General features: G+C 70.0%; 24 protein-coding genes and 1 pseudogene. 17 read left to right on the top strand and 8 right to left on the bottom strand.

Translation table 11 applies throughout. The features are described 5' to 3' along the window. Positions 1-117 precede the first annotated feature (117 nt). From DEU34_RS13425 to DEU34_RS13435, 3 genes are read right to left on the bottom strand one after another with little or no spacing between them, the layout of a single operon-like run. Entirely contained in the window at positions 118-783 is a 666-nt protein-coding gene (locus DEU34_RS13425; protein WP_121151060.1) for a response regulator transcription factor, read from the bottom strand. Between the two features lie 14 nt (positions 784-797). After that, positions 798-2,114, bottom strand: coding sequence for a sensor histidine kinase (locus DEU34_RS13430; protein WP_121151062.1), 1,317 nt, complete (start codon positions 2,112-2,114; stop codon positions 798-800). A 37-nt stretch (positions 2,115-2,151) separates the two neighbouring features. Then, entirely contained in the window at positions 2,152-2,388 is a 237-nt protein-coding gene (locus DEU34_RS13435; protein ID WP_121151064.1) for a hypothetical protein, read from the bottom strand. 308 nt (positions 2,389-2,696) lie between these two features. On the opposite strand from DEU34_RS13435, the gene DEU34_RS13440 reads away from it, so the two are divergent. Together DEU34_RS13440 and DEU34_RS13445 are read left to right on the top strand one after the other, a co-directional pair. Continuing rightward, on the top strand, positions 2,697-2,903 hold the full coding sequence (locus DEU34_RS13440) for a cold-shock protein (protein ID WP_116646995.1): 207 nt from the start codon (positions 2,697-2,699) through the stop codon (positions 2,901-2,903). A gap of 196 nt (positions 2,904-3,099) precedes the next feature. Then, the gene (locus DEU34_RS13445) at positions 3,100-4,329 is read left to right on the top strand and encodes an MFS transporter (protein ID WP_121151066.1); all 1,230 of its coding nucleotides are present in this window, start codon (positions 3,100-3,102) and stop codon (positions 4,327-4,329) included. Positions 4,330-4,357: 28 nt separating this feature from the next. On the opposite strand, the gene DEU34_RS13450 is transcribed toward DEU34_RS13445, so the two are convergent. Further along, the gene (locus tag DEU34_RS13450) at positions 4,358-5,272 is read right to left on the bottom strand and encodes a LysR family transcriptional regulator (protein ID WP_121151068.1); all 915 of its coding nucleotides are present in this window, start codon (positions 5,270-5,272) and stop codon (positions 4,358-4,360) included. 158 nt (positions 5,273-5,430) lie between these two features. Between DEU34_RS13450 and DEU34_RS13455 the strand changes: the two genes are divergently transcribed. The 6 genes from DEU34_RS13455 to DEU34_RS13480 all read left to right on the top strand — a co-directional run bounded on the left by DEU34_RS13455 (position 5,431) and on the right by DEU34_RS13480 (position 11,639). After that, positions 5,431-6,441 carry a VOC family protein gene (locus DEU34_RS13455; RefSeq protein WP_121151070.1) on the top strand — a complete coding sequence of 337 codons (1,011 nt, stop codon included), beginning with the start codon at positions 5,431-5,433 and terminating at the stop codon, positions 6,439-6,441. A gap of 69 nt (positions 6,442-6,510) precedes the next feature. Further along, positions 6,511-7,476: a fumarylacetoacetate hydrolase family protein gene (locus DEU34_RS13460; RefSeq protein WP_121151072.1), complete on the top strand. Its 966-nt coding sequence runs from the start codon at positions 6,511-6,513 to the stop codon at positions 7,474-7,476. Then, entirely contained in the window at positions 7,473-8,471 is a 999-nt protein-coding gene (locus DEU34_RS13465) for a cyclase family protein (protein ID WP_121151073.1), read from the top strand. Before DEU34_RS13460 ends, DEU34_RS13465 begins: the two co-directional genes overlap by 4 nt. A 56-nt stretch (positions 8,472-8,527) precedes the next feature. After that, positions 8,528-9,661 (top strand): FAD-dependent monooxygenase, encoded by a 1,134-nt coding sequence (locus DEU34_RS13470; protein WP_121151075.1) that lies wholly within the window; start codon positions 8,528-8,530, stop codon positions 9,659-9,661. Further along, on the top strand, positions 9,658-10,671 hold the full coding sequence (locus DEU34_RS13475; protein ID WP_121151077.1) for an amidohydrolase family protein: 1,014 nt from the start codon (positions 9,658-9,660) through the stop codon (positions 10,669-10,671). Before DEU34_RS13470 ends, DEU34_RS13475 begins: the two co-directional genes overlap by 4 nt. Beyond that, positions 10,668-11,639, top strand: a complete 972-nt coding sequence (locus DEU34_RS13480) for a fumarylacetoacetate hydrolase family protein (protein ID WP_121151079.1) — start codon at positions 10,668-10,670, stop codon at positions 11,637-11,639. Before DEU34_RS13475 ends, DEU34_RS13480 begins: the two co-directional genes overlap by 4 nt. Before the next feature lie 9 nt (positions 11,640-11,648). Here DEU34_RS13480 and DEU34_RS13485 read toward each other — a convergent pair. From DEU34_RS13485 to DEU34_RS13495, 3 genes and pseudogenes are all read right to left on the bottom strand, one after another. Next, positions 11,649-12,330, bottom strand: a pseudogene (locus DEU34_RS13485) (HAD hydrolase-like protein). A gap of 27 nt (positions 12,331-12,357) precedes the next feature. Beyond that, on the bottom strand, positions 12,358-13,053 hold the full coding sequence (gene nucS, locus DEU34_RS13490) for an endonuclease NucS (protein WP_121151081.1): 696 nt from the start codon (positions 13,051-13,053) through the stop codon (positions 12,358-12,360). 167 nt (positions 13,054-13,220) lie between these two features. Next, a complete protein-coding gene (locus DEU34_RS13495; RefSeq protein WP_121151083.1) occupies positions 13,221-14,009 on the bottom strand; it encodes a GAP family protein in 789 nt (262 codons plus the stop codon). 118 nt (positions 14,010-14,127) lie between these two features. Here DEU34_RS13495 and DEU34_RS13500 point away from each other — a divergent pair, with 118 nt between their 5' ends. After that, entirely contained in the window at positions 14,128-15,330 is a 1,203-nt protein-coding gene (locus DEU34_RS13500; protein ID WP_121151085.1) for a sensor histidine kinase, read from the top strand. Next, the gene (locus DEU34_RS13505; protein WP_121151087.1) at positions 15,288-15,977 is read left to right on the top strand and encodes a response regulator transcription factor; all 690 of its coding nucleotides are present in this window, start codon (positions 15,288-15,290) and stop codon (positions 15,975-15,977) included. The genes DEU34_RS13500 and DEU34_RS13505 overlap by 43 nt, the downstream gene beginning before the upstream one ends. Positions 15,978-15,985: 8 nt before the next feature. On the opposite strand, the gene DEU34_RS13510 is transcribed toward DEU34_RS13505, so the two are convergent. Beyond that, positions 15,986-17,215 (bottom strand): MFS transporter, encoded by a 1,230-nt coding sequence (locus DEU34_RS13510; RefSeq protein WP_121151089.1) that lies wholly within the window; start codon positions 17,213-17,215, stop codon positions 15,986-15,988. A 57-nt stretch (positions 17,216-17,272) separates the two neighbouring features. On the opposite strand from DEU34_RS13510, the gene DEU34_RS13515 reads away from it, so the two are divergent. The 7 genes from DEU34_RS13515 to mnhG all read left to right on the top strand — a co-directional run bounded on the left by DEU34_RS13515 (position 17,273) and on the right by mnhG (position 24,750). Continuing rightward, entirely contained in the window at positions 17,273-18,340 is a 1,068-nt protein-coding gene (locus tag DEU34_RS13515) for a LacI family DNA-binding transcriptional regulator (protein ID WP_121151092.1), read from the top strand. Between the two features lie 100 nt (positions 18,341-18,440). Continuing rightward, on the top strand, positions 18,441-21,380 hold the full coding sequence (locus DEU34_RS13520) for a Na+/H+ antiporter subunit A (protein ID WP_121151094.1): 2,940 nt from the start codon (positions 18,441-18,443) through the stop codon (positions 21,378-21,380). Further along, complete coding sequence (locus tag DEU34_RS13525; protein WP_121151096.1) at positions 21,377-21,955, top strand: Na(+)/H(+) antiporter subunit C; 579 nt, start codon at positions 21,377-21,379, stop codon at positions 21,953-21,955. Before DEU34_RS13520 ends, DEU34_RS13525 begins: the two co-directional genes overlap by 4 nt. Continuing rightward, positions 21,952-23,508: a Na+/H+ antiporter subunit D gene (locus DEU34_RS13530; RefSeq protein WP_121151098.1), complete on the top strand. Its 1,557-nt coding sequence runs from the start codon at positions 21,952-21,954 to the stop codon at positions 23,506-23,508. Before DEU34_RS13525 ends, DEU34_RS13530 begins: the two co-directional genes overlap by 4 nt. Then, on the top strand, positions 23,508-24,089 hold the full coding sequence (locus DEU34_RS13535; RefSeq protein WP_121151583.1) for a Na+/H+ antiporter subunit E: 582 nt from the start codon (positions 23,508-23,510) through the stop codon (positions 24,087-24,089). Before DEU34_RS13530 ends, DEU34_RS13535 begins: the two co-directional genes overlap by 1 nt. Continuing rightward, on the top strand, positions 24,086-24,355 hold the full coding sequence (locus DEU34_RS13540) for a monovalent cation/H+ antiporter complex subunit F (protein WP_121151100.1): 270 nt from the start codon (positions 24,086-24,088) through the stop codon (positions 24,353-24,355). Before DEU34_RS13535 ends, DEU34_RS13540 begins: the two co-directional genes overlap by 4 nt. Beyond that, positions 24,352-24,750 carry a monovalent cation/H(+) antiporter subunit G gene (gene mnhG / locus DEU34_RS13545; protein WP_396652124.1) on the top strand — a complete coding sequence of 133 codons (399 nt, stop codon included), beginning with the start codon at positions 24,352-24,354 and terminating at the stop codon, positions 24,748-24,750. The genes DEU34_RS13540 and mnhG overlap by 4 nt, the downstream gene beginning before the upstream one ends. The last annotated feature ends 58 nt before the right edge of the window (positions 24,751-24,808 follow it).

Here is a 24,808-nt window from a genome sequence, read left to right on the forward strand (position 1 = left end):
GCGGTGCTCCCGGGGCGCCGCGTTGCGGCCCGGCGACTCGATACCGAACGGCCGGACGCCCTCGCGACACCGAGAAACTGGTCGCCGAACTTCATACATATGTATGAGGTGCGGGACTCAGGACAGGTGGTTGCGTGCTCCCCACAGGGCGAGCTGCGTGCGGTCTTCCAGCCCGACCTTCTTGATCGCGGAGTGCATGTGGGAGCGCACCGTGTGCACCGAGACCCCGAGGTGCTCCGCGATCGCCTCGCTGCTGGTCACGCCCTTCGACAGCACCCCGACCACTCGGCGCTCCGACGCGGTGAGCCGATGGGCGATGGCCCGGTCATCGCGCGACGAACCCCGGCGGACGAACTCCTGCAGCATGGTGGCGGTCACGTGCGACGACACGAGGGCGTGCCCCCGCGCGGCCGCGTGGATCGCCTCGAGCAGCACGTCGGAGTCGTGGCTCTTGAGCAGATAGCCGACAGCGCCGGAGTCGAGTGCTTCCGAGACGTAGCCGTCGATCGCGAAGCTGGTCATGACGATGACGGCGACGGTCGGATGATCGGGCGACGTCGTCAGCTCGCGGGTGGCTTCGAGTCCGCTCATCCCCGGCATCTGCAGATCCATGAGCACGACGTCGGCATGCTCCGAGCGCGCCGCGGCCACGGCATCCACCCCATTCGTGACCTCACCGACCACCGTGATCCCCGCGGCGCCCTCGAGCTGGAGACGCAGGCCCTTGCGCACGGTGCGGTTATCGTCGGCGATCAGCACGCGGATCGTCGTCTTGCCGCCCATCGCCGTCTCCTCGCCTAGTCGATGTGTGCCACCGGGATGCGCACCCGAACACCCCAGCCGCCGTCGGCGGTGTCGCCGCTGGTCATTGTGCCTCGCAGGAGGTCGATGTGTTCGCGCATTCCGGTCAGACCCCAGCCCAGGTTGAGGCCGGGGAGGGGTTCGGTGCCGGGTCGGGGCGGCTCGTTGCGCACCTGCAGCTCGAGCATCCCGGGGGAGTGCGCGAGATCGACCTGCACCGCCGCGCCGGGCGCATGCTTGGCGGCGTTGGTCAGGGCCTCCTGCAGCGCTCGGTAGGCCGTGGTGGAGACGACGGCGGGGAGCTCCTCCAGCGGTCCCGACGACTCCACGCTCAGGGGCATCCCGCGCTTCTGCCAGTACGAGACCAGTTCATCCGCACGGCGCAGATCGCGCGTCGCCTCGATCGGCGCGGCACCCACCGCTCGGAAGTCGGCGAGGGCTCCCGCGAGGCTGGCCGCGGCGAACCTGCCTTCGTTGCGCACATCCTCGACGAGTTCGAGAGCCCGCTCGGGGTGTTCGGGCGCCAGGCTCATGGCCGCGTCGGCGAGGGCGATGAGGCCAGCGAGATGCTGGCCGGCGACGTCGTGCAGTTCCTGCGCGATTCTCGCCCGCTCCCTTCCGCGAGCCTCCTCCACGCGCTGCTCGTGCTCGCGTCGTGCGGTGTCGGCGCGGTGCCGCTCCAGCAGCAGTCGCCGCGTCTGCGCACCCCACCACACCCCCAGCACGGCGGCACCGCCCGTGACGGCGATGATGGCGATCGACTCGGCGACGATGTAGCCGATCGCCACCCCGAGAGGCTCGCCGAGCGAGAGCACCCACAGCAGCATCCCCACGACGAGGACGACCACGACGACCGCGAGGGAGAGCAGACCCCTCATCGCCGTCGTGCGCGTGGCGAGCAGGAACAGAGCGATCGCGATCACCGCCTGCATCGGCACGAGCCACTTCGGAACCGCCAGTCCGATCGCGAGCGCGAGATAGATCGCCGTCGTTCCGGCCACGGCGAGAGCGGGGTGTCGATCGCTCACGAGCAGCATCGCCGATTGTGCTGCGCACCCCGCCACCAACAGACCGAGCGTGAGCGCCATCGGTACCGGCAAGGTCCACTGGCCCTGCATGGCGACGAGGGCGGAGATCGGCACGGACAGGACCGGGATCACCGTAGCGACGAACACGGTCAGGGCGAAGATCAACGCGGAACGGCGGCTGCCGAGGATGCGGCGCTCGATCGTCTGCGGCTCGGCGAGGATGCCGCCGGTCGACGTCGACGGCGTCAGCGAACGCGAAGACCTGGATCCGGCTTGAAGAGACACCCCTTCATTGTCGGGGTGCCGCGTGATTCCCGCTCGGTCACTCCAGAGTGGGTGGGAGCGCGAGCACGATCTCCTCGGCGGTGCGTCCGTGGCCCGCGGCGGCCGAGGCCGTGCGCGAGACCTCGACGAATCCGAGCTTCGACAGGAGCGACACGGATGCGGCGTCGTCGGCCCCCACACGGACGTACAGGGGGCGCTCCGGGGTCGTCGCGACGAGCTCGGAGATCGCGGCTCCACCGTCGTCGGGGAGGTGTCGAAGGTCTATCGGGTCCACGTCGTCACCCTACGCCGGGGGGTCGTTCGGAACGCAGGAGAACTTCGCAGAAATTGCTGTCGCCGGAACAGTCCGTTCATCAGTAGAGTGTTCGCAGTCACGCATCGCGTGACCTATCCGGGGGGATCCGTCGACGCCCGGGCCTCAGAGCTTCAGCTCGGCCCGGGCGTCGTATGGTTTCCGGGCGCGTTTCACCGTCGTAACCGCGTGCAACGTTTCTGTCACCATCCTTTCGGCGACGACACGTCGACCGTTAGCGTGTCAAGGGACCGACGCAGAAGGCGTCGGCAGCAGCAGAACGGCACGCAATGAGCACGCAGGGCACGGTCAAGTGGTTCAACTCGGAGAAGGGTTTCGGATTCATCGCTCCCGATGACGGCAGCGCGGACGTCTTCGCGCACTACACGGCGATCCAGGCCTCGGGTTACCGCTCCCTGGAGGAGAACCAGCGGGTCGAGTTCGACGTCGCGCAGGGTCCGAAGGGCCTGCAGGCGGAGAACATCAACCCCATCTGAATCACCGCCCGCTGAGGCGGGTCTTTCACGGTCCGCATCGCCGCGCGATCTCGGCGGCGGTGCGGACCGTCGTGACGCAGGAATTCCCCGTCCCGAATGTCCCGGGCATCAGCGGGGTCTATGCGAGATATAAGGCATCTCCGCCTTCACAGGCGTGAATGCGCGCGGTCGAATGATCGGGAACAAAGGAGTTCCCATGTCGAATTCGACGTCCGTCGGCCCCGTCGCCGACACCACCCGGAGAGCCGGCGCACTGCAGGGCATCCTGCTCCTCGCCGGTAGCTGCATGCCCGTGCTCGGATCGGTGCTCATCACGCCGGTGCTTCCTCAGCTTTCGGCGCATTTCGCCGGCGTCGCAGGGTCGGAGATCCTCGTGCCGATGATCGTCGCGATCCCGGCGTTGATGATCGCCGTCTTCGCTCCGTTCGCCGGTCAGATCGTCGACCGGCTGGGGCGGAAGAACCTGCTCATCGGCGCGATGATCGCCTATGCGCTGGTCGGCACCGCACCGGCGTGGCTCGAGGGTCTGCCCGAGATCCTCTTCAGCCGCGTGCTGGTCGGTGTGTGCGAGGCGGCGATCATGACCGTCTGCACGACCCTCATCGTCGACTACTTCTTCGAGGAGCGCCGACGCAACAAATACCTCGGCCTGCAGACGGTGACGACGACGCTCGCCGCGACCGTCTTCATCATCCTCGGCGGCGCACTCGGCGTCGGGGGCTGGCACACGCCGTTCTGGGTCTACGCCATCAGCATCGTCGTCGCCGTACCGATGATCTTCGCGCTGTGGGAGCCGCGCGGCGGCGCCGAGGGCGACCGTCACGCCGCCCCCGGCGAGAAGGTGCGCATCCCCTGGCGCCGGATCGCCGCGCCCCTCGTGATCACGCTCTTCGGTGGGTTCGCCTTCTACGTGCTCATCATCGAGGTCAGCTACCTCGTCGTCGGCACCGGGGTCGACGCCGAAGACACGCGGGTCATCGGCCTGGTCTCGGCCGTCGCGTCGCTCGCGACGGCGATCGCGGGCTTCGTCTTCTCGCGCCTGGCGCGCGTGCGCCCGGGTTCGCTCCTCCCGCTCGCCTTCGCCCTGCAGGCCGTCGGCATGATCGTGATCTGGGTGGTCCCCGCGCTCGGCGGCGTCGTCGCGGGCGCGATCATCGCCTCGTTCGGGTCGGGTCTGCTCCTTCCTTCGCTCCTGACCTGGGTGGTCGCGTCCACTCGTTATGAGGAGCGCGGCCGCGTCACCGGATGGTGGACGGCGTCGTTCTACCTCGGCCAGTTCGTGACGCCCATCGTCGTGGGCGTCCTCGTCGGGATGCTGGGCACGCTGAACACCGCCGTCGGAGTGGTGGGGGTGGCCGCCGCGGTCGTGGCCGGGATCTCGATGCTGGTGCTCCGCGCCCGCACGGGAGAGACCGTCGCGCACTGAGCACGGACGCCTCGGAGCCGCCGTGTCCTCAGGACGCGGCGGCTTCGGCGAACAGCTCGCGCATCCAGACGTGCTCGGGATCGTGCGTGTGCACGGGGTGCCACCACAGGGCGTTCGTCAGAGGGGTCGCCTCGAACGGGGGCTCGAGCACGCGCACGCCGCCCATCCCGACGACGAGGTCGCTGAGACCGGCCTGCACCATGGCGAGACGGCGGGTTCCGGCGACGAACGGGCCGAGCGAGAGGAAGCTCTCGACGACCGCCTCGACGTGCGGATCGACCCCCAGCTCCTGCAGCTGCCGGCTCGCCGAGGTGAAGGCGGTGCGCGACTGGTAGGTGAACACCCACGGCGAATGGACGATGTCGTCCATCGTGAGCTCGCCGCCGATGGCGTCGTTGGAGGTGGCGGCGATGACGACCCAGTGATCCTTGGCCAGGGTCATGTGGGGCAGGTCGGAGACGAAGCCGTGGGGGATGAGCAGCGCGTCGGTCGAGCGCAGTCTCTCGTCGGCCGACTCGATGATCTGCGGGGAGTGGAGGAGGAACCGGAACTTCACCGACGGGGCCCGCTCGCTCGCGAGGCGGGAGACGGCCCGGCCGATCGTCGCGAAGCCGTAGTCGGAGCCGTAGACCGAGAATTCCCTCGTCGAGGTCTGGGGATCCCACTCGGTCTGGCTGTCGAAGATGCGGCGCGCCATCTCCAGAGCGGTGGACGTCTGCTCGGAGAGGCGGACGGCGAGCGGGGTGAGGTCGTACTCGTTGCCGCGGCGCGCGAGGATCGGGTCGCCGAAGTGCGTGCGCAACCGGGCGAGCGACGCCGACAGGGCGGGCTGGCTCAGCCGAAGCCGCTGTGCGGCTCTCGTGACGCTGCGTTCGGCCAGCAGTGCGTCGAGCGCGATGAGCAGATTCAGATCGAGCCGGGAGAGCGGCGGTTCCGCAGGCATGGGGTCCTCTTCAGCGAGTTCGTCGACGACGGCGTGGACGAGACGACTATAAGTCAGACGGATGCGGCGCATAGGGAACCCGGGATTCCCCGATGGGCGACGCCCGCCGATGCTGGAGTCAGGCCCGCCGACGGGCCGGTGTTCCTGAAAGGTCGAAGATGATCAAGCTGCTCTCCCACCTGTCGTATGTCGCCATCACCTCCCCCGACGTCGAGGCGTCGGTGGAGTTCTACACGACGCAGGTCGGTCTCACCGAGGTGGACCGCGTCGACGGTGCCGTCTACCTGCGCTGCTGGGGCGACTACTACTCCTACTCGCTCGTGGTGCTCCCGGGCGACGAAGCCTCGCTCGCGACCATGGCGTGGCGCACCTCCAGCGCCGAGGCGCTCGACCGGGCGGTGCAGCAGATCGAGGCCGCCGGGGTGACGGGGGAATGGATCGATGCGCACAAGATCGGTCGCGCCTATCGTTTCGTCGGTCCGTACGGGCACGACATGACCCTGCACTGGGATGTCACCCGCCACCGCGCCGAACCCGCGGTCGCCTCGATCTACCCCGATCGTCCCGAGAAGCGGAGCCACGTCGCCGGTGCTCCCCGCCAGCTCGACCACGTGACGGTCGCCGCGAGCGACGTCGACGGGTTCGCCCGGTGGTACCGCGACGTGCTCGGCTTCCGCATCATGGCCCGCACCGAGCTCGACGAGGCACCGATCTCGGTCTTCTCGGTTCTCACGACGAACGAGAAGTCGCACGACCTCGGCGTCGTGCTCGACGGCTCGAGCCGCGCGGGTCGCGTGAACCACTACGCCTTCTGGGTCGATACCCGTGAGGAGCTGCTCATCGCCGCCGACGTGCTCATGGAGCGCGGCACGGGCATGGAGTACGGCCCGTCGATCCACGGCATCGGCGAGCAGAGCTTCCTCTACTACCGCGAGCCCTCGAGCATGCGCATCGAACTCAACACCGGCGGCTACCGCAACTACGTCCCCGACTGGGAGCCGCAGACGTGGAAGCCGTCGTTGGGGTCGAGCAACCTCTACCGCAACGGTGCGATGCCGATGTCGATGACGGAGTCGTTCCCCGCGGCCGACGGGCCCAGCGCGACCGAGGAGGGCGTGCCCGACGAGATCAAGGATGCGCTGCTCAACCCCTACACGCAGCACGGCTGAGCCACGACACTTCCCGGGGCGGCGAGCCCGCCGCCCCGGGACACCACCGTCAGGACTCGAGGAGGACTCATGACGAACGCCCGCACCACCGCTCCCTTCGCCCTCGCCCGCTACCGGCAGGGCGACGACGTCGTTCTGGGACTCGTCGCCGGCGAGCGGATACGTCCGCTCGAGGCGGTCGATCTCGGCGCCGCCGACCTCAACGCCTTCCTCGCCGCGCCCGACTGGGACCGCCTCGCCGGTCTCGTCGAGGCCGAGGGCCCCTGGTCGTCGCTGGACGACGCGACCCTGGTCGCGCCCGTCGAGCCGCGCCAGGTGCTCCAGGCCGGGGCCAACTACCGCACCCACGTCGTGCAGCTCATCATGGGAGGTCTCACCAAGGGCGACCCCGACGGCACCCCCGACGAGATCCGCGCCCGCGCGGAGAAGATCATGGACGCCCGCGCTGCAAGCGGTCGTCCGTTCATCTTCCTCGGGCTCGCGCAGTGCGTGGTGGGCGACGACGTCGCCCTGTCGCTCCCCTCGTACAGCGAGGTGCACGACTGGGAGCTCGAGCTCGCCGTCGTGATCGGGCGCGAGGCGTTCCGCATCGACAAGAACGATGCCCTCGCGCACGTCGCCGGGTACACCATCACGAACGACGTCACGACGCGCGACCTCGTCTTCCCGCCCGATGTGGGCGACATCGGTGCCGACTGGTTCCGATCGAAGAACGCCCCCGGGTTCCTTCCGACAGGTCCCTTCCTCGTTCCCGCGACGTTCGTCGACCCGTCCGACCTGTCGGTGAGGCTCGAGCTCAACGGCGAGGTGATGCAGGACGCGTCGACCGCCGAGCTGCTCTTCGACGTCGCGGCGCTCGTCTCCACCGCCTCGCAGACCCTGCCGCTCCTGCCCGGCGACCTCCTCCTCACCGGCAGCCCCGCAGGGAACGGACAGCACTGGAAGCGCTTCCTGCGCGACGGCGATGTCATGACCGGAACCATCGAGGGCCTCGGCACGCAGACCGTGCGCTGCGTCGGGGAGGAGTCGGCATGAGCTCGCTGACCGAAGACCCCGCAGGCCTGGACCGCCGGAACCCGGAAGCCGAGATCGCGGCGCGGGCGGAGGCCTATCGCAACTGGGGCCGCTGGGGCGAAGACGATGCCCTCGGCACCCTCAACTTCATCGACGACGCCAAGCGCGTCGAGGCCGCAGGCCTCGTCTCGGAGGGGCGCGTCATCTCTCTCGCGCAGTCGTTCGACACCGACGGCCCGCAGAAGGGGTGGCGTCGTCGGATCAACCCGGTGCACACCATGACCGACACCGGCACCGACGCCGAACGGGGCAACCAGCCCTTCCCCCACGGCATCGGAGGGGCCGACGACTACATCACGATGCCGCTCCAGTGCTCGACCCAGTGGGACGGCCTCGGCCACATCTTCGATCACGGCATGGCGTGGAACGGGCGGCGAGCCGGCGACGTGGTCACCAGTGACGGCGACCTCGTCACCGGCGTCGAGCACGCAGCATCCGTCATCGTCTCGCGCGGTGTGCTCCTCGACGTCGCCCGTCACCTCAGCCCCGACACCGGCGAGCTCCCCGACGGCTACGGCATCACCGCCGCCGACCTCGACGCGTGCATCGCCGCGCAGGGGGCGTCGAGTCACGTCGGGCGCGGCGACATCCTGCTCGTGCGCACCGGCAGGCTCACCCGCGCTCGCCGTGAGGGGTGGAACGACTACGCGGGCGGGAATGCCGCGGGCATCTCGATCACGGCGGCGGGGTGGCTGCACCGATCCGAGATCGCGGCCGTCGCGACCGACACCTGGGGCTTCGAGGTGCGTCCGAACGAGTTCGACGTGCCCGCGTTCCAGCCGCTGCATCAGATCGCGATCCCGAACATGGGGCTCACGATCGGTGAGATGTGGGACTTCGACGAGCTGGCGGAGGCGTGCGCCGCGCGAGGGCGCTGGGACGTGCTGCTGTCGGCGCCGCCGCTGCCGATCACGGGGGCGGTCGGGTCGCCGATCAATCCCGTCGCGATCTTCTGAACGACGCACGACATGACACGCAACAGCGCACCGAGACAGGACAGAGAGGTTCTGAAATGACCGCAGTGAAGAAGGTGGCGATCGCCGGATCCGGCGTCGCCGGCCTCGCCGCCGGCATCCAACTCGCCAAGGCGGGGGTCGAGGTCGATCTCTTCGAGGCGAAGCCCGAGCTCGGGATCGGCGGCTCGGGCATCTCGTTGCAGGGCAACGCCCTGCGGGTGTTCGATGCGCTCGGAGCGTGGGACGACATCCGCGCGGCCGGGTACGCGTTCGATGGACTCAACCTCCGAGCCCCCGGCCCGGGTGCACCGATCGTCGCCGCGCTCCCCGACGTCAAGACGGGCGGGCCGGGCTATCCCGCCGCGATGGGGATGCCGCGGGCCGACCTGGCGCGGATCCTCTTCGCCCACGCCGAGAAGGCGGGCGTGCGCACGCACTTCGGCGCCCACGTGACGGCGGTCGAGCAGAGCGCGGGCGCCGTGGAGGTCTTCATCGACGGTGCCTCGGTCGGCTCGTACGACCTGCTGATCGGTGCGGACGGGCTGAACTCGACCGTGCGCGAACTCATCGGCATCGACACCAAGCCGGTGAAGAACGGCATGGGCATCTGGCGCACGTTCGTCTCGCGGCCCGCGGAGGTGGAGAAGAGCGAGCTGTACTACGGCGGTCCCGTCTACATCGCGGGGTACACGCCCACCGGGGAGGACTCGATGTACGCCTTCCTCGTCGAGAAGGCCCAGGACCGCGCCGGCGTCGAGCCGGAGGAGGCGACCCGGATCATGCTCGAGGAGTCGCGCGCCTACGACGGACCGTGGAACGCGATCCGCGCCGACCTCGAGGCGGGTGCTCCCGCGAACTACACCTGGTTCACCTCCCACATCGTGCCGGGGCGCTGGAACCGCGGTCGCGTCGTCATCATCGGCGACGCCGCGCACAGCTGCCCCCCGACGATCGCGCAGGGCGCGGCCCAGGGTCTGGAGGATGCGTTCGTGCTGACCGAGCTGCTCACCGCGCGCGACACGGTCGACGAGGGCCTGTGGGAAGAGTTCCACGACCGTCGTCTCCCGCGGGCGACGGCGGTGGTCGACGCATCCCGGCAACTCGCCCAGTGGCAGATCGACGGCGACCGCGACGCGGACGCCGGCGGACTCATCTTCGGTATCGCACAGAAGATGGCGCAACCCGCATGAGCGTCCCGATCACCGACGTGCACGCGCACCTGCTGATGCCGGGCCTGCATGCCGAGGTGGAGCGCCGCGCCCCCGAGCTCGTCGCGGAGGCGGCGGCCCTCGATCTCCGGCGCAACGGCGCGGAGAGCCAGGCCGTGTCAGGGCCGATGGTCGGCGCGCGCATCCCGAAGCTCACCGACGTCGCGCTGCGCCTGGCGGCCATGGACGCCCAGGGTGTCGACGTGCAATGGGTGAGCGCCTCGCCGAACCACTTCTACCCGTGGGCGCCCGAGGGGCTGGCCGTCTGGGCGGCGATGGAGGCGAACCGCCTGATCGCCGAGCACGTCGCGCAAGCGCCGGATCGGCTCGTCGGACTCGGCCTCATCCCGCTGCAGCATCCGTCACGGATCGTGGAGTACCTCGACGACGCGGTGCTCGGCCGGGGCCTCGCGGGGGTGGAGATCTCGTCGTTCGCCGGCGACGTCGAACTCTCGGACGAGCGGCTCGAACCCTTCTGGGCGCGCGCGGCAGAGCTCGGCTGCGTCGTCTTCCTGCATCCGTTCGGCTGCTCGCTCGACGAGCGGCTCGACCGCTTCTACCTCGCCAACACGGTCGGCCAGCCGACCGAGAACGCCGTCGCGCTGTCCCACCTGATCTTCGCGGGCGTGCTCGACCGCCACCCCGGGCTGCGACTCGTGGCCGCGCACGGGGGCGGCTACCTGCCCACGGCGATGGGGCGCAGCGATCACGCCTGGCGGGTGCGTCCCGATGCGCGACGCTGTGCGAACGAGCCGTCGAGCTATCTGAAGAAGCTCTGGTTCGACACGGTCGTGCACGACCCGGTGGCGCTGCGCCATCTCATCGAGACGGCCGGTGCGTCGCAGGTCGTTCTCGGCAGCGACTTCCCGTTCGACATGGGGCTCGATGATCCTGTCGGGTTCGTCCGTTCTGCTGCGCTGTCAGACGACATCGCCGAGCGCGTGCTCGGCGGCAATGCGCAGGCGCTCCTCGCGAGCGGTGTGCGGGTATGAGGATCGCCCGCTGGACCCACGCCGGCGCCGACGGTGAGGGCTTCGTCATCGGCGATCGCGTCGTGGACTTCCCTGACGCGCTGACCGTGGCCGACGTGCTCGCCCGAGGCCTCGCCGCGACCGGCGAACTCTTCGAGGCGGTGGCGGATGCTGCCGGCACACCCCTGCGAGATGTGCGCCTGCGCGCGCCCCTCGCACCGGCATCCGTGCGCGATTTCGTCGCGTTCGAGGAGCACGTCGAGGGCGTGAGCGCGGGGGTGGAGGGCAAGAGCGACGTCGCCGACGAGTGGTACGAGGCGCCGACCTTCTACTTCACGAACCCCCACACGATCCTCGGCCCCGCAGACGACGTGTCGCCGCCGGTGACGGAACGGCTCGACTTCGAGCTGGAGGTCGCGGTGGTGGTGGGCGCCGCAGACTCCTCCGACGGCGCGAATCTGGCAGTGGACGCCGCATCCCGTCATATCTTCGGGTACACGATCATGAACGACTGGTCGGCGCGCGACCTGCAGGCCCGCGAGATGAAGGTGCGGCTGGGTCCGTGCAAGGGGAAGGACTTCGGCACGACCCTCGGCCCGTGGATCGTCACGGCGGACGAGCTCGCGGGCTACGTCGACGCCGACGGCTTCCTCGCCGTGCGTGCCGAGGTCTACGTCAACGGCTCGCTCATCGGAGAAGACCTCGTCTCGAACGCCGGGTGGACCTTCCCCGAGTTCGTCTCCTACGCCTCGCGCAACTCCCGTGTCGTGCCCGGTGACGTTCTCGGGTCGGGCACGGTCGGCAACGGCGGTTGCCTCGGCGAGCTCTGGGGACGCAACCAGGAGGTGACGCCGCCACCCCTGCGCACCGGCGACGAGGTGCGGATGGTCGTGGAGGGCATCGGCGAGATCACCGGACGGGTCGGCGAGGCGGTTGCCGCGCCGACCGTTCCGCCGGCGCGGAAGCGCTCGCGGGCGCGCCAGCGCTGAGTCGTCGGATCAGCGCTCGCCGTTCGGGACGAGCAGCAGGGCGCGCAGCTCGTCGATCGTCTCGACGGCCGCCTGCGCGCCCTCCGACTCGTGCGGCCAGCTGAATCCCCAGCGCACGAAGATCACGGGCACCCCGTTCTCGAGACCGCCCTCGACGTCGTGGTGCCGGTCGCCGATGAGCACGGGGCGATCGGTGTCGACACCGGCGACCTCGAGGCGACGCAGCGCCTCGGCGACGATGTCGGATTTCGCGCTCAGCGTGCGCTCGTCGAGGCTCGCTCCCACCATCGCGGTGAACGCGGGCGAGAGCTCGAAGTGCTCCATGAGCCGTCACCTGGACTTCGGGCTTGGAGCTCGCCGTGGCCTGGGGAATGCCCGCCGCGGCGATGTCGTGGATGAGCTCGCCGACACCCGCGAAGAGCGTCGCGCTGGAGGTGTAGCCCTCGGCCTTGTTGAGCGAGCGGTAGTAGGTCACGGCCTCGGTGGACTGCTCGGGCGTCATGCCGACGTTCACCTGGAACGACTCGAACATGGGCGGGCCGATCCAGTGCGACAGCTCGTCGCGGGTGGGCGGACGCCGGTCGAAGTGGGTCAGGGTGGCGGTCAGCCGTCGGAGGATGCCCTCGGACGCATCCACGATGGTGCCGTCGACATCCCAGAGGATGCACGAGAAGGGGGAGCGTTCGGGCATGACTCCCACGCTACCGGCCGCGGGAGGTCAGAAGAGGCGGGGGGCTCCGGAGTCGATGCCCTTCATCTCGTCGTAGTCGAGGGTGACGCAGCGGATGCCGCGGTCGGCGGCGAGCACGCGGGCCTGAGGCTTGATCTCCTGGGCGGCGAAGACGCCGGTCACCGGAGCGAGTCCGGGGTCGCGTCCGAGGAGCTCGAGGTAGCGCGTGAGCTGCTCGACCCCGTCGATGTCGCCGCGTCGCTTGACCTCGACCGCGATGGTGCCTCCGGCCGCGTCGCGCAGGAGCAGGTCGACGGGCCCGATCGCCGTGGGGTACTCGCGGCGCACCAGGGTCAGGCCCTCGCCCATGATCGAGACCTGCTCCGAGAGCAGGCGCTGCAGATCGGCCTCGACGCCGTCCTTGATGAGGCCCGGATCGATGCCGAGCTCGTGGTTCGAGTCGTGGAGCACCTCGTGGATGCGCACGACCAGCGCGTCGCCCGACTTCGCGTGCGTCACCCGCCACTGCTGCACGACGCCGTCCTCGGCGGCCTCAGCATCCGGCACTTCCAGCGTGAGCGTGCACGGCGGACTCATCCAGTTCAGCGGCTTGTACGAGCCGCCGTCGGAGTGCACCAGAAGGCTCCCGTCGCCCTTGTGGACGAGCAGACGGGTGGCGAGGGGGAGATGCGCGTTGAGGCGGCCGGAGTAGTCGACCGAGCAGCGGGCGATGACGAGACGCACCCGACGAGCCTAGCCCGCCCGTGCGATGCGGCCGGGCGGGCGAGGCGGTGGGTGTTCGCCACACCTTCCGGCGAATGCCCCTACGAATCGATGGGGTCGTTCGCCGGAATGCGCCACATTTTGTGATCGGGAGAGGGAGGGGGCTCACGAGAGCCCGGATGCCGGGATCAGCCCGCGAGCGACGACAGCGCGTCGAAGAGCCCGAGCTCGGTGGCGGCCGCCCGGAGCACGAGGAAGCCGACGATCCCCAGGATCCACGCGGTGTTCTCCGCCGCCGTGCGCTGCAGCCAGGCGGCGAGTCTGCGCAGCGGGGCGTCCACGATCCGCGCCGCGACGACCCGGAGGAGCAGCAGGACGAGCGCCGGGGCGATCATCACCGCGCAGTAGCCCGCGAGAGCGCCGACCTGCGCAGGGAAGGGCAGGGCCGCCTCCGCCAGCATCGTCATCCCGACGATGTACGGGACCATCGTGGCCACCTCGACCACACCCGCGGCGACGGCCACCCCCATGATGGCCGTCCGCGGTGCGTTCTCGGAGAGCAGGCGCTCGCGCCAGCGGGCGAGCCTGCCGGGCGCCTCCTCCTCCCCGCCGCCCTCGTCGCCCGCGCCCCCGGGGGCGGCGGCGACCGTGCGCTCCACCCGTGAGCCGGTGGGCATGGCGATCGCCGTGACGAGGAGGGCTCCGCCGACCACGAGCCGCGTCACACGCCCCGGGGTGGAGGAGAGGACCTCGCCCGCGGCGTCCACGACGTTGACGAGACCCGTCAGGAAGAGCACGCCGACGATCAGGTAGAAGACCGCGATGGTGCCGAGGTACAGCAGCATCCTCCCGCCGCGCACCCGCCCCGGCACCAGGAGGAAGAAAAGGGGGATGAGGAGCGTGCCGATGCTCAAGCCGTCGAGGAGGGCGAGCAGCGCGAGCGCGATCGGCAGCGGCACGCCGGGAAGGATGTCCATCCCGCCAGCATCGATCCCGCCCGTTCCCCCGGCATCGGGCGGAAGGCGGAGACGATCTCCTTGGCGACTCCGACTTTCGAACGAGGCGCCCGAGGGGGCGCTGTGATTGCATGAAGCGATGACGTCCGGAATCGTTGGCGTCCACCGTCGAGCGCTGCGGTGGACCACGAACCACCGCCGACCGGTCGACGCGGCGATCTACGCCCTGGTCGCCGGGGCTGCGGCGCTGCTCCAGCTCGCGGGGCTGTGGGAGTTCTTCTCGCTCCTCGCCGTCCCCGTCTCCCCCTGGTGGACGCTGGCGACAGCGCTCCCCGCGTGCGTCGTCGTCCTCGTGCGCGATCGGTTCCCCCTGGCCGCACTTCTGGCGGCGACGGCGATCCTGTTCGTCGATCTGCTCACGGTGGGCGGGCTCGTACCGCTCCTCGTCGTTCTCGACACCCTGTACGCGACGACCCGGGACGCATCCGCTCGCCGACGCCGCATGATTCTCGTCGCGGTGGCCCTCTCGGTCGTGGTCGTCGCGGTCGCGGCACTGGCCGCGACGGGCGAGGTGCGCATCGCCGCCGTCATGGCCCTGCAGATGGGGGCCCTTCTCGGCACCACCTACTGGTACGGCACCGCTGTTGCGCAGTCGCGCGAGCTCGTCGCGCTGCACCGACAGCGCGCCGAGGATGCCGAGGCCCTTGCGGCGGGGGCGCGCCAGGCCGCGGTGCAGAGCGAACGCGAGGCGATGGCCCGCGAACTGCACGACCTGGTAGCCGGCCACGTCTCGGCCATGGCGATCCGGGCCGAGGCGTCGTTGGCCTCGCCCGCCGATCCCGTGCGCGATCGCGCGGCTCTCCGGGCGGTGCGCGATTCGGGACTCGACGCGCACGAGGCGCTGCGCACCATGATCTCCGTGCTGCGCGCGCCGGGAACCGATATCGCCGCGCCCCGTCGGCGCGACGACCTGACGGGTCTCGTCGAGGCCGCCCGATCATCGGGGCTTCGCGTCACCGTGCACGACGACATCCGGGGGCCTCTCCCCGGCCCCGTCGACCAGGCCACCGCGAGGATCGTGCAGGAAGCGCTGGCGAACTGCCTCCGCCACGCCGCCGGGGCCGTCGTCGACGTGCATCTCACCGAGGACGACAGCGAGGTGAAGGTCCGCGTCGACTCGCACGGCGGCGCCACCCTCGGGCACCCGGGTCTCGAGGGGAGCGGATGGGGTATCGAGCTCATCCGTGAGAGGGCGCGTGCTCTCGGCGGCGATCTGACGGCGGGGGAGGACGGTGAGGGATGGACGGTGCGAGCGCGGCTGCCGAAGACGGCAGCGGTGTGAGGGGCGACCGCGAACGGCGCGCCACGGTGCTGCTCGCCGACGATCACGGCGCCATCCGCGAGGGGCTTCGAATCATCCTCGAGTCGAACGGGTTCGAGGTGGTGGGCGAGGCCGCCGACGGCGAGGTGGCGGTGAGAAACGCCGCCGCCCTCCGACCCGACGTCGTGCTGATGGATCTGAGGATGCCGCGTACCGACGGCGTCTTGGCGACCGCCCGCATCGTCGCGGACGGCTCGAGCGATGTGCTCGTGCTCACGAGCTTCGACGAGGACGAGCTGGTCGCCGGCGCCCTCGAGGCGGGAGCGGTCGGTTTCCTGCTGAAGACGGCCGATGCGGCCACGCTCGTCGACGCGGTGGGCCGCGTCGCGCGAGGCGAAGGCGTTCTCGACCCCCGCGTGACGCGACGTGCCCTCGGGCTGATCGGCCGCGGCTCGGGCGAATCGGCCCCGGCACCTCCCGTGCGGGGGCTCACCGCGCGCGAGGCGGAGGTGCTCGACGCGATGCGCGACGGGTTCTCGAACGCCCAGATCGCGGAGCGCATGGCGATCACCGTGCCGACCGTGAAGAGCCACGTGTCGAGCGTTCTGTCGAAGCTCGGGGCACGCAGCCGCTCGCACGCCGTCGCGATCGCCCGCGGCGACGGATGAGCGGGCGGTCAGCTGTCGACGGGCTCGCGAGCTGCCGGGACGAGCGGGCGTGCGGCGCTCGAGAAGAGCCCGGATGCCACGATCAGCCCGACGACGATGAAGAGCGTCTCGAGCAGGCCGATGTGCTCGCTGATGAAGCCGAGGATCGGCGGACCGCAGAGGAACGCGACGTAGCCGATGGTCGCAGCCGCGCTCACACGTGCGGCGGCGTGGGCGGGGTCGTCGGCGGCGGCCGACATTCCGAGCGGGAAGCCGAGTGAGGCGCCCGCGCCCCACAGCGCCGCACCGACGAAGACGAGCGGCAGAGTGGGCGCGAGGATGAACAGCAGCAGGCCGGCGGCAGCGGTGAGAGCGAGGACGCGCAGCACCGTCACCCGACCGAATCGATCGACGAGCGGTCCGCCGAACACGCGGAACACGGTCATCGCGATCGAGAAGACGGCGAGGCCGGCGGCGCCGAGCGCCTGGTCGGCGTCGTGCCCGTCGACGAGGGCGAGGGGCAGCCAGTCGTTCGCACCGCCCTCGGCGAAGGCCATGCCGAGCATGACCACGCCCAGCGCGTAGGTGCGCGGCTCGCGCCACGCCGACATCGCGGTGTGGAGGCGCTCGCGCCAGCCCCGCGGAGCGCTCGCCGCCTGCTCGTCACCGGCGATCTCGCGCGCCGGCACGTTCGCGACGCTCAGGACGGCGATCACGACGATGAGAACGGCGATGATGCTCGCGTGGACGACGACCGCGAGATCCATCGCCACGGCGGCGACGCCGAGCCCCGCACCGATCACGGTGCCGAAACTGAAGAACGCGTGGAAGAGGGGGAGGATCGTTCTTCCGGTCTGCTTCTCGATGGCCGCGCCCTCGACGTTCATCATGACGTCGACCGATCCGTTGCCGAAACCGAACAGGGCGAGCCCGAGGAGCACGACGGGATAGGAGTGCACGAGGTCGGTGCCGACGCCGATCACCGTGACGCCGACCGCGACGAGCAGCAGTCCTCCCAGCATCCCCCTCCTCGCGCCCAGACGCGCCAGCACGACGGGCGCGACGGAGAGGCCGAGGATCGAGGCGACGCCCATTCCCAGCAGCAGCAGACCGATCTGGATGTTGTCGACGCCGAGAGACTGCTTGATCGCGGGGACGCGGGATGCCCAGGTCGCGATGCTGAGTCCGCTCGCGAGGAAGATCGCGAAGATCGCCGTGCGCCAGCGCACGATCTGCGATCGCGAGAGGTTGGTGTCCATTCGAGGAGCGTACCGAATCGATTCGATGACTGTCACGCGCGCGGGTACGATCGGGGGATGCGCGCGCGCCGAGCCACCATCGCCGACGTCGCCCGTACCGCGGGCGTCTCACCATCGACGGCGTCGGTGGTCTTCAGCGGGCGGACGCCGGTGTCCGACGCCACCCGCCAGCGCGTGCTCGCCGCCGCCGCAGACCTCGGCTACACGGGCCCCGACCCCCGGGCGGCGTCTCTGCGCCGCGGCCGGTCGGGCATCGTGGGAGTGGTCTTCGACTCCCCGCTCAGCTCGGCATTCCTGGATCCGGTGACGACGCAGGTCATGGACGGGCTCACCGAGGGCGTCGCGGAGTTGGGCGCCGGGGTGCTGCTCCTGCGCGACAACTCGAAGGATCCCGATCTCGCCGACGCGCAGCCGACGCTCATGACAGTGCCGATCGATGCCGCCGTCCTCATCGGATGCAGCACGATGATGCGCGAGTCGCTCGACGTGATGCGCGCACGCAACATCCCCGTGGTGGTGATCGAGGGCGACGCGGGCGAGGGCGTGCCCCAGATCCGTCTCGACAACCGCGAGGCCCAGCGGCAGGCGGCCAGCCACCTCGCCTCTCTCGGGCACCGTCGCGTGGCGATCGTGACCCTCCCGAGCGGCCTCGAACGCCCCGGACGATGGATGGGGCCGGCAGAGGAGGCGGGCATCAGCGTCGACGTCACCCGCGATCGACTGTCGGGAGCCCGCGACATCTACCCCGAGGCCCCCGCCTACGCCGCGGCGGCGAGCTCGATCGACGAGGGATTCGCGGCGGGGCGGGCGATCTTCGCCACACGCCCGTATCCGACCGCGGTCATCGCCCAGAGCGACCTCCTCGCTGCCGGCGTGATCCGGGCCGTCGAAGAGGCCGGGCTCCGGGTGCCCGGCGACGTGAGCGTCACGGGTTTCGACGGCGTCGTCGTCGACGGCCTCGCCCCCTACGCGTTGACGACGCTGATCCAGCCCTCGACCGAGAAGGGCCGGGCGGCCGGCGATGCCGTCGCGGCGATGCTCGAGGGTCGGGATGCCGCGTCGCTGCGGTTCACATGCGTGTTCCGCGAGGGCAATACGACCGCCCCCGTCGCGCCCGAGGCCTGACCGGCTCGATGGCTGGACACCGCATGCTGATGCGCCCGGTAGAATAGGTCAGACACCCCGAGCGCCCGGGCAACCGCCCGTCGACCCCCGAGGAGGCCGCATGTTGGTACTCCTCGCCGCGTTCGCGGTCGTGCCGTTCCTCCTCCCGTTGCTGGTGAAGAGGCTCGGAGCGCGGGCGTTCTACGTTGCGGCTCTGCTTCCCGCCGCCGCCTTCGTGCAGGCGGCCATCGCGACTCCCGCCGTCCTCGACGGCGACATTCCCTTCGAGGCATACGACTGGATCCCGTCGCTCGGCATTTCGCTCTCGATGCGGATGGACACGCTCGGCTGGCTGATGGCGCTCGTCGTGAGCGGCGTCGGTGCGCTCGTCATGGTCTACTGCCGCTGGTACTTCCGCGGCAAAGACGAGGGACTCGGTCAGTTCTCCGCCGTCCTCCTCGCCTTCGCGGGAGCGATGTACGGCCTCGTGCTCACCGACGATCTCGTGGTGCTCGTGATGTTCTGGGAGGTCACCAGCATCCTGTCGTACCTGCTCATCGGGTACTACCACCGTCGCGGAGCGAGCCGTCGTGCCGCGCTGCAGGCGCTGCTCGTGACGACCCTCGGCGGGCTCGTGATGCTCATCGGCGTGGTGCTGCTGGTCGTCGATACCGGCACGTCGAGCATCTCGTCCATCCTCGCCCTCGCGCCCACCGGACCGGTCGTCGACGCCGCGCTGGTGATGCTGCTGGTCGGAGCGCTCAGCAAGTCGGCCATCTTCCCGTTCCACTTCTGGCTTCCCGGCGCCATGGCCGCGCCGACGCCGGTCAGCGCCTACCTGCACGCGGCCGCCATGGTGAAGGCGGGCATCTACCTGATCGCGCGTCTGGCGCCGGTCTTCGCGTTCGCCCCGAGCTGGCGCCCCATCGTGCTCGCGCTCGGGATCTTCACGATGCTGCTCGGCGGGCTCCAAGCGCTGCGCGAGACCGACCTCAAGCGCATCCTGGCGTTCGGAACGGTGTCGCAGCTCGGCTTCCTCACCGTCGTCCTCGGCTACGGCACGCACGAAGCCGCCCTGGCCGGGCTCGCGCTGCTGCTCGGTCACGCCCTCTTCAAGTCGTGCCTGTTCCTCGTGGTCGGCGTCATCGACCGCCAGCTCTCCACCCGGGACATCCGGGAGCTCAGCGGCGTCGCGCGACAAGCCCCCGTGCTCACGACCGTCGCGACGATCGCCATCGCCTCGATGGCGGGCATCATCCCCACGCTCGGCTTCGTGGCCAAAGAGAGCGCGCTCACCGCGTTCGTCGAGGAGGCCCTCCACGGCGAGACCTGGGGTCTCGTCGCTCTGATCGGCGTATCGCTCGGCTCGATCCTGACCGCCGCCTACGGCGCGCGGTTCCTCTGGGGCGCGTTCGGCACCAAGAAAGACGACGAGGGTCGCGCGATCGAGCGCACGGAGTGGCCCGATCCGCCGATCGGCTTCCTCGCGTCGCCGGTCGTGCTGTCGCTTCTCACGCTCGCCGGCGGATTCGGGGCACCGCTGCTCGACCTCGTGCTGCAGCCCTACGCGCAGACGGCCGCCGCCGCGAGCCCGGGACTGCCCGAACCCGAGAGCACCCCCTACTTGGCGCTCTGGCACGGGCTCGAGCCCGCGCTGTTCATCTCGCTCGGCACGCTCGTCGTCGGCCTGTTCGTCTTCTGGATCACCCGCCGCGCCACCCCCGCCACCGCGCGCCGCGTGCTGCCGTTCACCGCGGTCGACGTGTACAACGCGGTGCTGCGTTTCATCGCCCGCGCCTCGGTGTTCACCACGAGCCTCACCCAGCGCGGTTCGCTGCCCGTCTACGTCGGCATGATCTTCCTCGTCTTCGTCGTGGCCGAGGGCACCGTGCTGCTGTCGAGCCCCGGCTGGCAGGCCCAGCTCGACGCGTGGCACACGCCCTCGCAGCTGGCCGTGGCCCCGGTCATGATCGCCGCGGGCGTGCTCGCGGTGAACGCGCGCAAGCGCTACAGCGGTGTCGTGCTGGTCTCGGTGACCGGTCTCGGCATGGTCGTGCTCTTCGCCACGAGCGGGGCCCCCGACCTCGCCCTCACGCAGATCCTCGTCGAGACGGTCACCCTGATCGCCTTCGCCCTGGTGCTGCGCCGCATCCCCGCTCGGATGGGCGACCACAACGCGTCGGTCTGGCCGCTCGCCCGCGCCGTGCTCGCGATCGGCGCCGGTGCGACCATGGCGCTCGTCGCGATCGTGGCGACCGGCGCCCGGCAGGCGCGACCCATCTCCGACAGCTTCCCGATGCTGGCCTACGAGATCGGCCACGGGCGCAACGTCGTGAACGTCGCCCTCGTCGACCTGCGCGGATGGGACACCATGGGCGAGCTGTCGGTGCTCGTGCTCGCGGCCACCGGTGTCGCCTCGCTCGTCTTCGTCACGCATCGCTCCGACACCCTCTCGAAACTGACGACGCGGCTCCCGCGGCTCACCAAGCGCGGACGTGGCGCGCTCGTCGAGACCGCGGAGGGCGTGCGCGCGCGCACCGACGACACGAGCAACCGTCCGCAGGCCTGGTTGTTCGCCGGTCAGCGGGTGCGGCCCGAGAACCGCTCGATCATCCTCGAGGTCATCGTTCGAGTGCTCTTCCACTCGATCATCGTCGTCTCGCTGTATCTCCTCTTCGCCGGGCACAACCTCCCCGGCGGCGGCTTCGCGGGCGGCCTCGTCGCGGGTATGGCGCTCGTCATGCGCTATGTCGCGGGTGGTCGCTACGAGCTGGGGGCCGCGGCCCCCGCCGACCCGGGCCGCCTGCTCGGCGTCGGGATGGCGCTGGCGGTCGGCTGCGCGATCGTGCCGCTGCTGTTCGGCGCGGCGCCCCTGACCAGCACGTTCTGGGAGTTCGAGATCCCCGTCCTCGGCCACGTCGAGTTCGTCACCTCGACGATCTTCGACGTCGGCGTCTACCTCGTCGTCATCGGGCTCGTTCTCGACGTGCTGCGCAGCCTCGGCGCCGAGGTCGACCGACAGACGCAGGAGCTGCGCGCGCAGGGGGCGAGTGCCCGATGAACGTCTCTCTCGTGCTGATCGTCATCATGGCGGTGCTGTTCGCCTGCGGTGTCTACGCCATGCTCGAGCGCAGCCTCACCCGCGTTCTCATCGGGTTCCTCCTCCTCGGCAATGCCGCGAACCTGATGCTGCTCATCGTGATGGGCGACCCGGGCGTGGCTCCGTTCTACCCCGACTCGTCGACCCCCGAGGGGTACTCCGACCCCCTTCCGCAGGCTCTGACGCTGACGGCGATCGTCATCACCTTCGCCGTCTCCGCCTTCCTGCTCGCCCTGATCTACCGGTCGTGGCAGCTCGGCCAGGCCGACACGGTGGAGGACGACGCCGAAGACGTGGCCATGCGCGCGCGCACCTCGCAGGACGAGGAGGCGATGGACGTCGAGGTCGACGAGGAGGACGACGACGCCACGACCGACTTCGTGGGGGTCGAGAGTTCGCCGCTGCGGCTGCTCGGCAACCGCGATTACACCGATCTGCGCGACGATGCGCCGTCCGACCGCCCCGCAGCATCCGAACGGCGGGCCCCGACCGACAGACCCGGCACCCGAGACGACGAGAGCGAGGAAGACCGATGAGCTCCCTCGTTCCCCTCCTCGTCACCCTGCCGCTGCTGGGCGCGGCCATCGCCCTGATCGCGGGGCGTCATCGGCGCACCCAGATCGTCGTGTCGATCTCGACGTTGACCCTGACGATGGTGATCGCCGCCGTGCTGCTGGTCTTCGTCGACGCGTCGAACGTGCCGATCGCGGTGTCGGTCGGCGGATGGCCCGTGCCCTTCGGCATCGTGCTCTACGTCGACCGGCTCGCCGCGCTGCTCGTGCTGGTCTCGAGCGTCGTGCTGCTCTCCGTGCTCCTCTTCTCCGTCGGACAGGGTGCCGAGGACGGCGATGAAGACACGCCGGTGTCGATCTTCCACCCGTCGTACCTGATCCTGGCGGCGGGGATCTTCACCGCCTTCATCGCGGGCGATCTGTTCAACCTCTACGTCGGGTTCGAGATCCTGCTCGTGGCGTCGTACGTGCTCATCACGCTCGGCGGCACGGAGAACCGCATCCGCACGGGCGTGGTCTACATCGTCGTCTCGCTGGTGTCGTCGATCCTCTTCCTCGCGGCGATCGGTGCGATCTACGGCGCGCTGGGCACCGTCAACATGGCTCAGCTGTCGGAGCGCATGGTCGAGCTGCCCCAGGAGACGCAGCTGGTGCTGCACCTGATGCTGGTCGTCGCCTTCGGCATCAAGGCGGCCGTCTTCCCGCTGTCGTTCTGGCTGCCCGACTCGTACCCGACCGCACCGGCACCGGTGACGGCGGTGTTCGCGGGCCTTCTGACGAAGGTCGGCGTCTACGCCCTGATCCGCACCGAGACCGAGATCTTCCGAGACAACGACATCAACCTGCTGCTGCTGATCGTGGCGCTGGCGACGATGATCGTCGGTGTGCTGGGCGCCGTGGCGCAGGCGGAGCTCAAACGCATCCTGTCGTTCACCCTGGTCAGCCACATCGGCTACATGATCTTCGGCCTGGCCATCGCGACGCCGGCAGCCATCGGCGCGACGATCTACTACATCGTCCACCACATCGTGGTGCAGACGACCCTCTTCCTCGCGATCGGACTCGTGGAGCGCCGGGCGGGCAGCACGTCGGTGCTGCGCGTGCGCGGACTCATGCGCGCCGCCCCCGTCATCGCGGTGCTCTACTTCATCCCCGCGGTGAACCTCGGGGGGCTGCCGCCGTTCTCGGGATTCATCGGCAAGTACGCGCTGTTCGACGCCGCCGCCGAGATCGGCACCCCGATCATGATCGTGCTGATCGTGGGCGGTATCGTCACCTCGCTCCTCACCCTGTACGCACTCATGCGCGCCTGGAATCTCGCGTTCTGGCGCGAAGACGAAGACTCGGCGGAGTCCGATGAGCGCATCTCGTACCTGGGCGACTCGCCGGAGGCGGGCACGAAGACCGAGCGTCGCGCCATCCCCAAGATCATGACCGCGTCGACGGCGGGCATGGTCGCCGTCACCGTCGCGCTGACGATCTTCGCCGGGCCGCTGTACGAGGTCTGCACGCGCATCGGGGAGTCGCTCCTGCAGCCCGTCTCGGTCGTGCAGCTCGAGCAAGAGGCCGTCTCATGATGCGGGAGAAGAAAGACGCGCTGCACCAGCTGTGGCGGCAGCTGCCGTTCTTCGTCTGGCTCGTCGCACTGTGGATGCTGCTGTGGGGCCAGTTCACGATCGTGGCCTTCCTGACGGGCCTGATCGCCGCGGTGATCGTCACGCGCGTGTTCCGCCTCCCGCCCGTGCAGCTGTCGGGCCGGTTGAACCTCTGGTACGGGCTCGTATTCGTCGTGACGTTCTTCGCCGCCCTCGTGCGCGGTTCGCTCCTGGTGGCCTGGCAGGTCGTCGACGTCCGGCGGCAGCCGAGCAGCGCGGTGATCGCGGTGCACCTGCGGACCGACGACGATCTCATCATGACCCACACCGCGGTGACGGCCTCGTTGATCCCCGGCTCGCTCATCGTCGAAGCCGACCGCGATCGCCGCATCCTGTACCTCCACGTCATCGGCATCGACAGCGACGATGACGTCGAGGCGCTTCGGAAGTCGATCCTCGGCTGGGAGGCGCGCATCGTGCGCGCCGCCGGCTCGCGCGCTCAGCTCGAGATGATCCGCACGGCCTCCGTCGACACCCCGCGTCAGGGAGGTACGCCCGTATGAACGTCCTGCTGCTGGTGATCTTCGTCGTCTTCGCCGTCGCCGCCCTCCTCACGCTCTGGCGCATCGTCACCGGTCCGTCGATCCTCGACCGGGCGGTCGCATCCGACGTGCTCCTGACCGAGGTGATGTGCGTGCTGGGCGCCGAGATGGCGATCAACCAGCACACCCGCACCCTGCCGGTGCTGCTCATCATCGCCGCCGTGGGGGTCTTCGGTTCGATCTCGATCGCGCGGTTCGTCGCGAGGAAGGACAACGCAAGCCAGTGATCCTCGCAACCGCCCCCATCGAAGTCACCGCTTCACCGCTCGACGCGGTGCTCGACACCGTCGCCCTCGTGCTGATCCTCGTCGGCGCCCTGCTGTGCCTCACCGCCGCGATCGGCCTGCTGCGTTTCCGCGACGTGCCGACGCGGCTGCACGCCGCCACCAAGCCGCAGGTGCTCGGCCTCATCGTGATCTGCATCGCGATCGCCCTGTCGCTGCGCTCGTGGGCGGTGCTCGCATTCATCGTCCCGATCGTGCTGATGCAGCTCGCGACCGCGCCGCTCTCGGCGCACATGGTGGGCCGGCAGGCCTACCGCAACGGCACCCTCGACCGCGCCGCTCTCTACACCGACGAGCTGCGCGCGTCGAAGGAGACCCCGCCCGCGGCCGGCGGCTGACCCCAGCGCAGGAGATGACGCGGGCGTAGGACGATCCGCGCGGAACCGGCCTACCTCC

It is taken from the genome of Microbacterium sp. AG1240 (assembly GCF_003635115.1).
Taxonomy (GTDB): domain Bacteria; phylum Actinomycetota; class Actinomycetes; order Actinomycetales; family Microbacteriaceae; genus Microbacterium.

Bases quoted from the DNA above. Each gene is read 5' to 3' on its own strand.
- DEU34_RS13505 (WP_121151087.1), top strand. From the start codon at position 15,288: ATGGACGGTGCGAGCGCGGCTGCCGAAGACGGCAGCGGTGTGAGGGGC.
- DEU34_RS13475 (WP_121151077.1), top strand. From the start codon at position 9,658: ATGAGCGTCCCGATCACCGACGTGCACGCGCACCTGCTGATGCCGGGC.
- DEU34_RS13455 (WP_121151070.1), top strand. From the start codon at position 5,431: ATGATCAAGCTGCTCTCCCACCTGTCGTATGTCGCCATCACCTCCCCC.
- DEU34_RS13440 (WP_116646995.1), top strand. From the start codon at position 2,697: ATGAGCACGCAGGGCACGGTCAAGTGGTTCAACTCGGAGAAGGGTTTC.
- DEU34_RS13460 (WP_121151072.1), top strand. From the start codon at position 6,511: ATGACGAACGCCCGCACCACCGCTCCCTTCGCCCTCGCCCGCTACCGG.
- DEU34_RS13540 (WP_121151100.1), top strand. From the start codon at position 24,086: ATGAACGTCCTGCTGCTGGTGATCTTCGTCGTCTTCGCCGTCGCCGCC.
- DEU34_RS13515 (WP_121151092.1), top strand. From the start codon at position 17,273: ATGCGCGCGCGCCGAGCCACCATCGCCGACGTCGCCCGTACCGCGGGC.
- DEU34_RS13500 (WP_121151085.1), top strand. From the start codon at position 14,128: ATGACGTCCGGAATCGTTGGCGTCCACCGTCGAGCGCTGCGGTGGACC.
- DEU34_RS13525 (WP_121151096.1), top strand. From the start codon at position 21,377: ATGAACGTCTCTCTCGTGCTGATCGTCATCATGGCGGTGCTGTTCGCC.
- DEU34_RS13495 (WP_121151083.1), bottom strand. From the start codon at position 14,009: ATGGACATCCTTCCCGGCGTGCCGCTGCCGATCGCGCTCGCGCTGCTC.
- DEU34_RS13510 (WP_121151089.1), bottom strand. From the start codon at position 17,215: ATGGACACCAACCTCTCGCGATCGCAGATCGTGCGCTGGCGCACGGCG.
- DEU34_RS13520 (WP_121151094.1), top strand. From the start codon at position 18,441: ATGTTGGTACTCCTCGCCGCGTTCGCGGTCGTGCCGTTCCTCCTCCCG.
- DEU34_RS13465 (WP_121151073.1), top strand. From the start codon at position 7,473: ATGAGCTCGCTGACCGAAGACCCCGCAGGCCTGGACCGCCGGAACCCG.
- DEU34_RS13425 (WP_121151060.1), bottom strand. From the start codon at position 783: ATGGGCGGCAAGACGACGATCCGCGTGCTGATCGCCGACGATAACCGC.
- DEU34_RS13480 (WP_121151079.1), top strand. From the start codon at position 10,668: ATGAGGATCGCCCGCTGGACCCACGCCGGCGCCGACGGTGAGGGCTTC.
- DEU34_RS13445 (WP_121151066.1), top strand. From the start codon at position 3,100: ATGTCGAATTCGACGTCCGTCGGCCCCGTCGCCGACACCACCCGGAGA.
- DEU34_RS13535 (WP_121151583.1), top strand. From the start codon at position 23,508: ATGCGGGAGAAGAAAGACGCGCTGCACCAGCTGTGGCGGCAGCTGCCG.
- DEU34_RS13470 (WP_121151075.1), top strand. From the start codon at position 8,528: ATGACCGCAGTGAAGAAGGTGGCGATCGCCGGATCCGGCGTCGCCGGC.
- DEU34_RS13530 (WP_121151098.1), top strand. From the start codon at position 21,952: ATGAGCTCCCTCGTTCCCCTCCTCGTCACCCTGCCGCTGCTGGGCGCG.
- DEU34_RS13450 (WP_121151068.1), bottom strand. From the start codon at position 5,272: ATGCCTGCGGAACCGCCGCTCTCCCGGCTCGATCTGAATCTGCTCATC.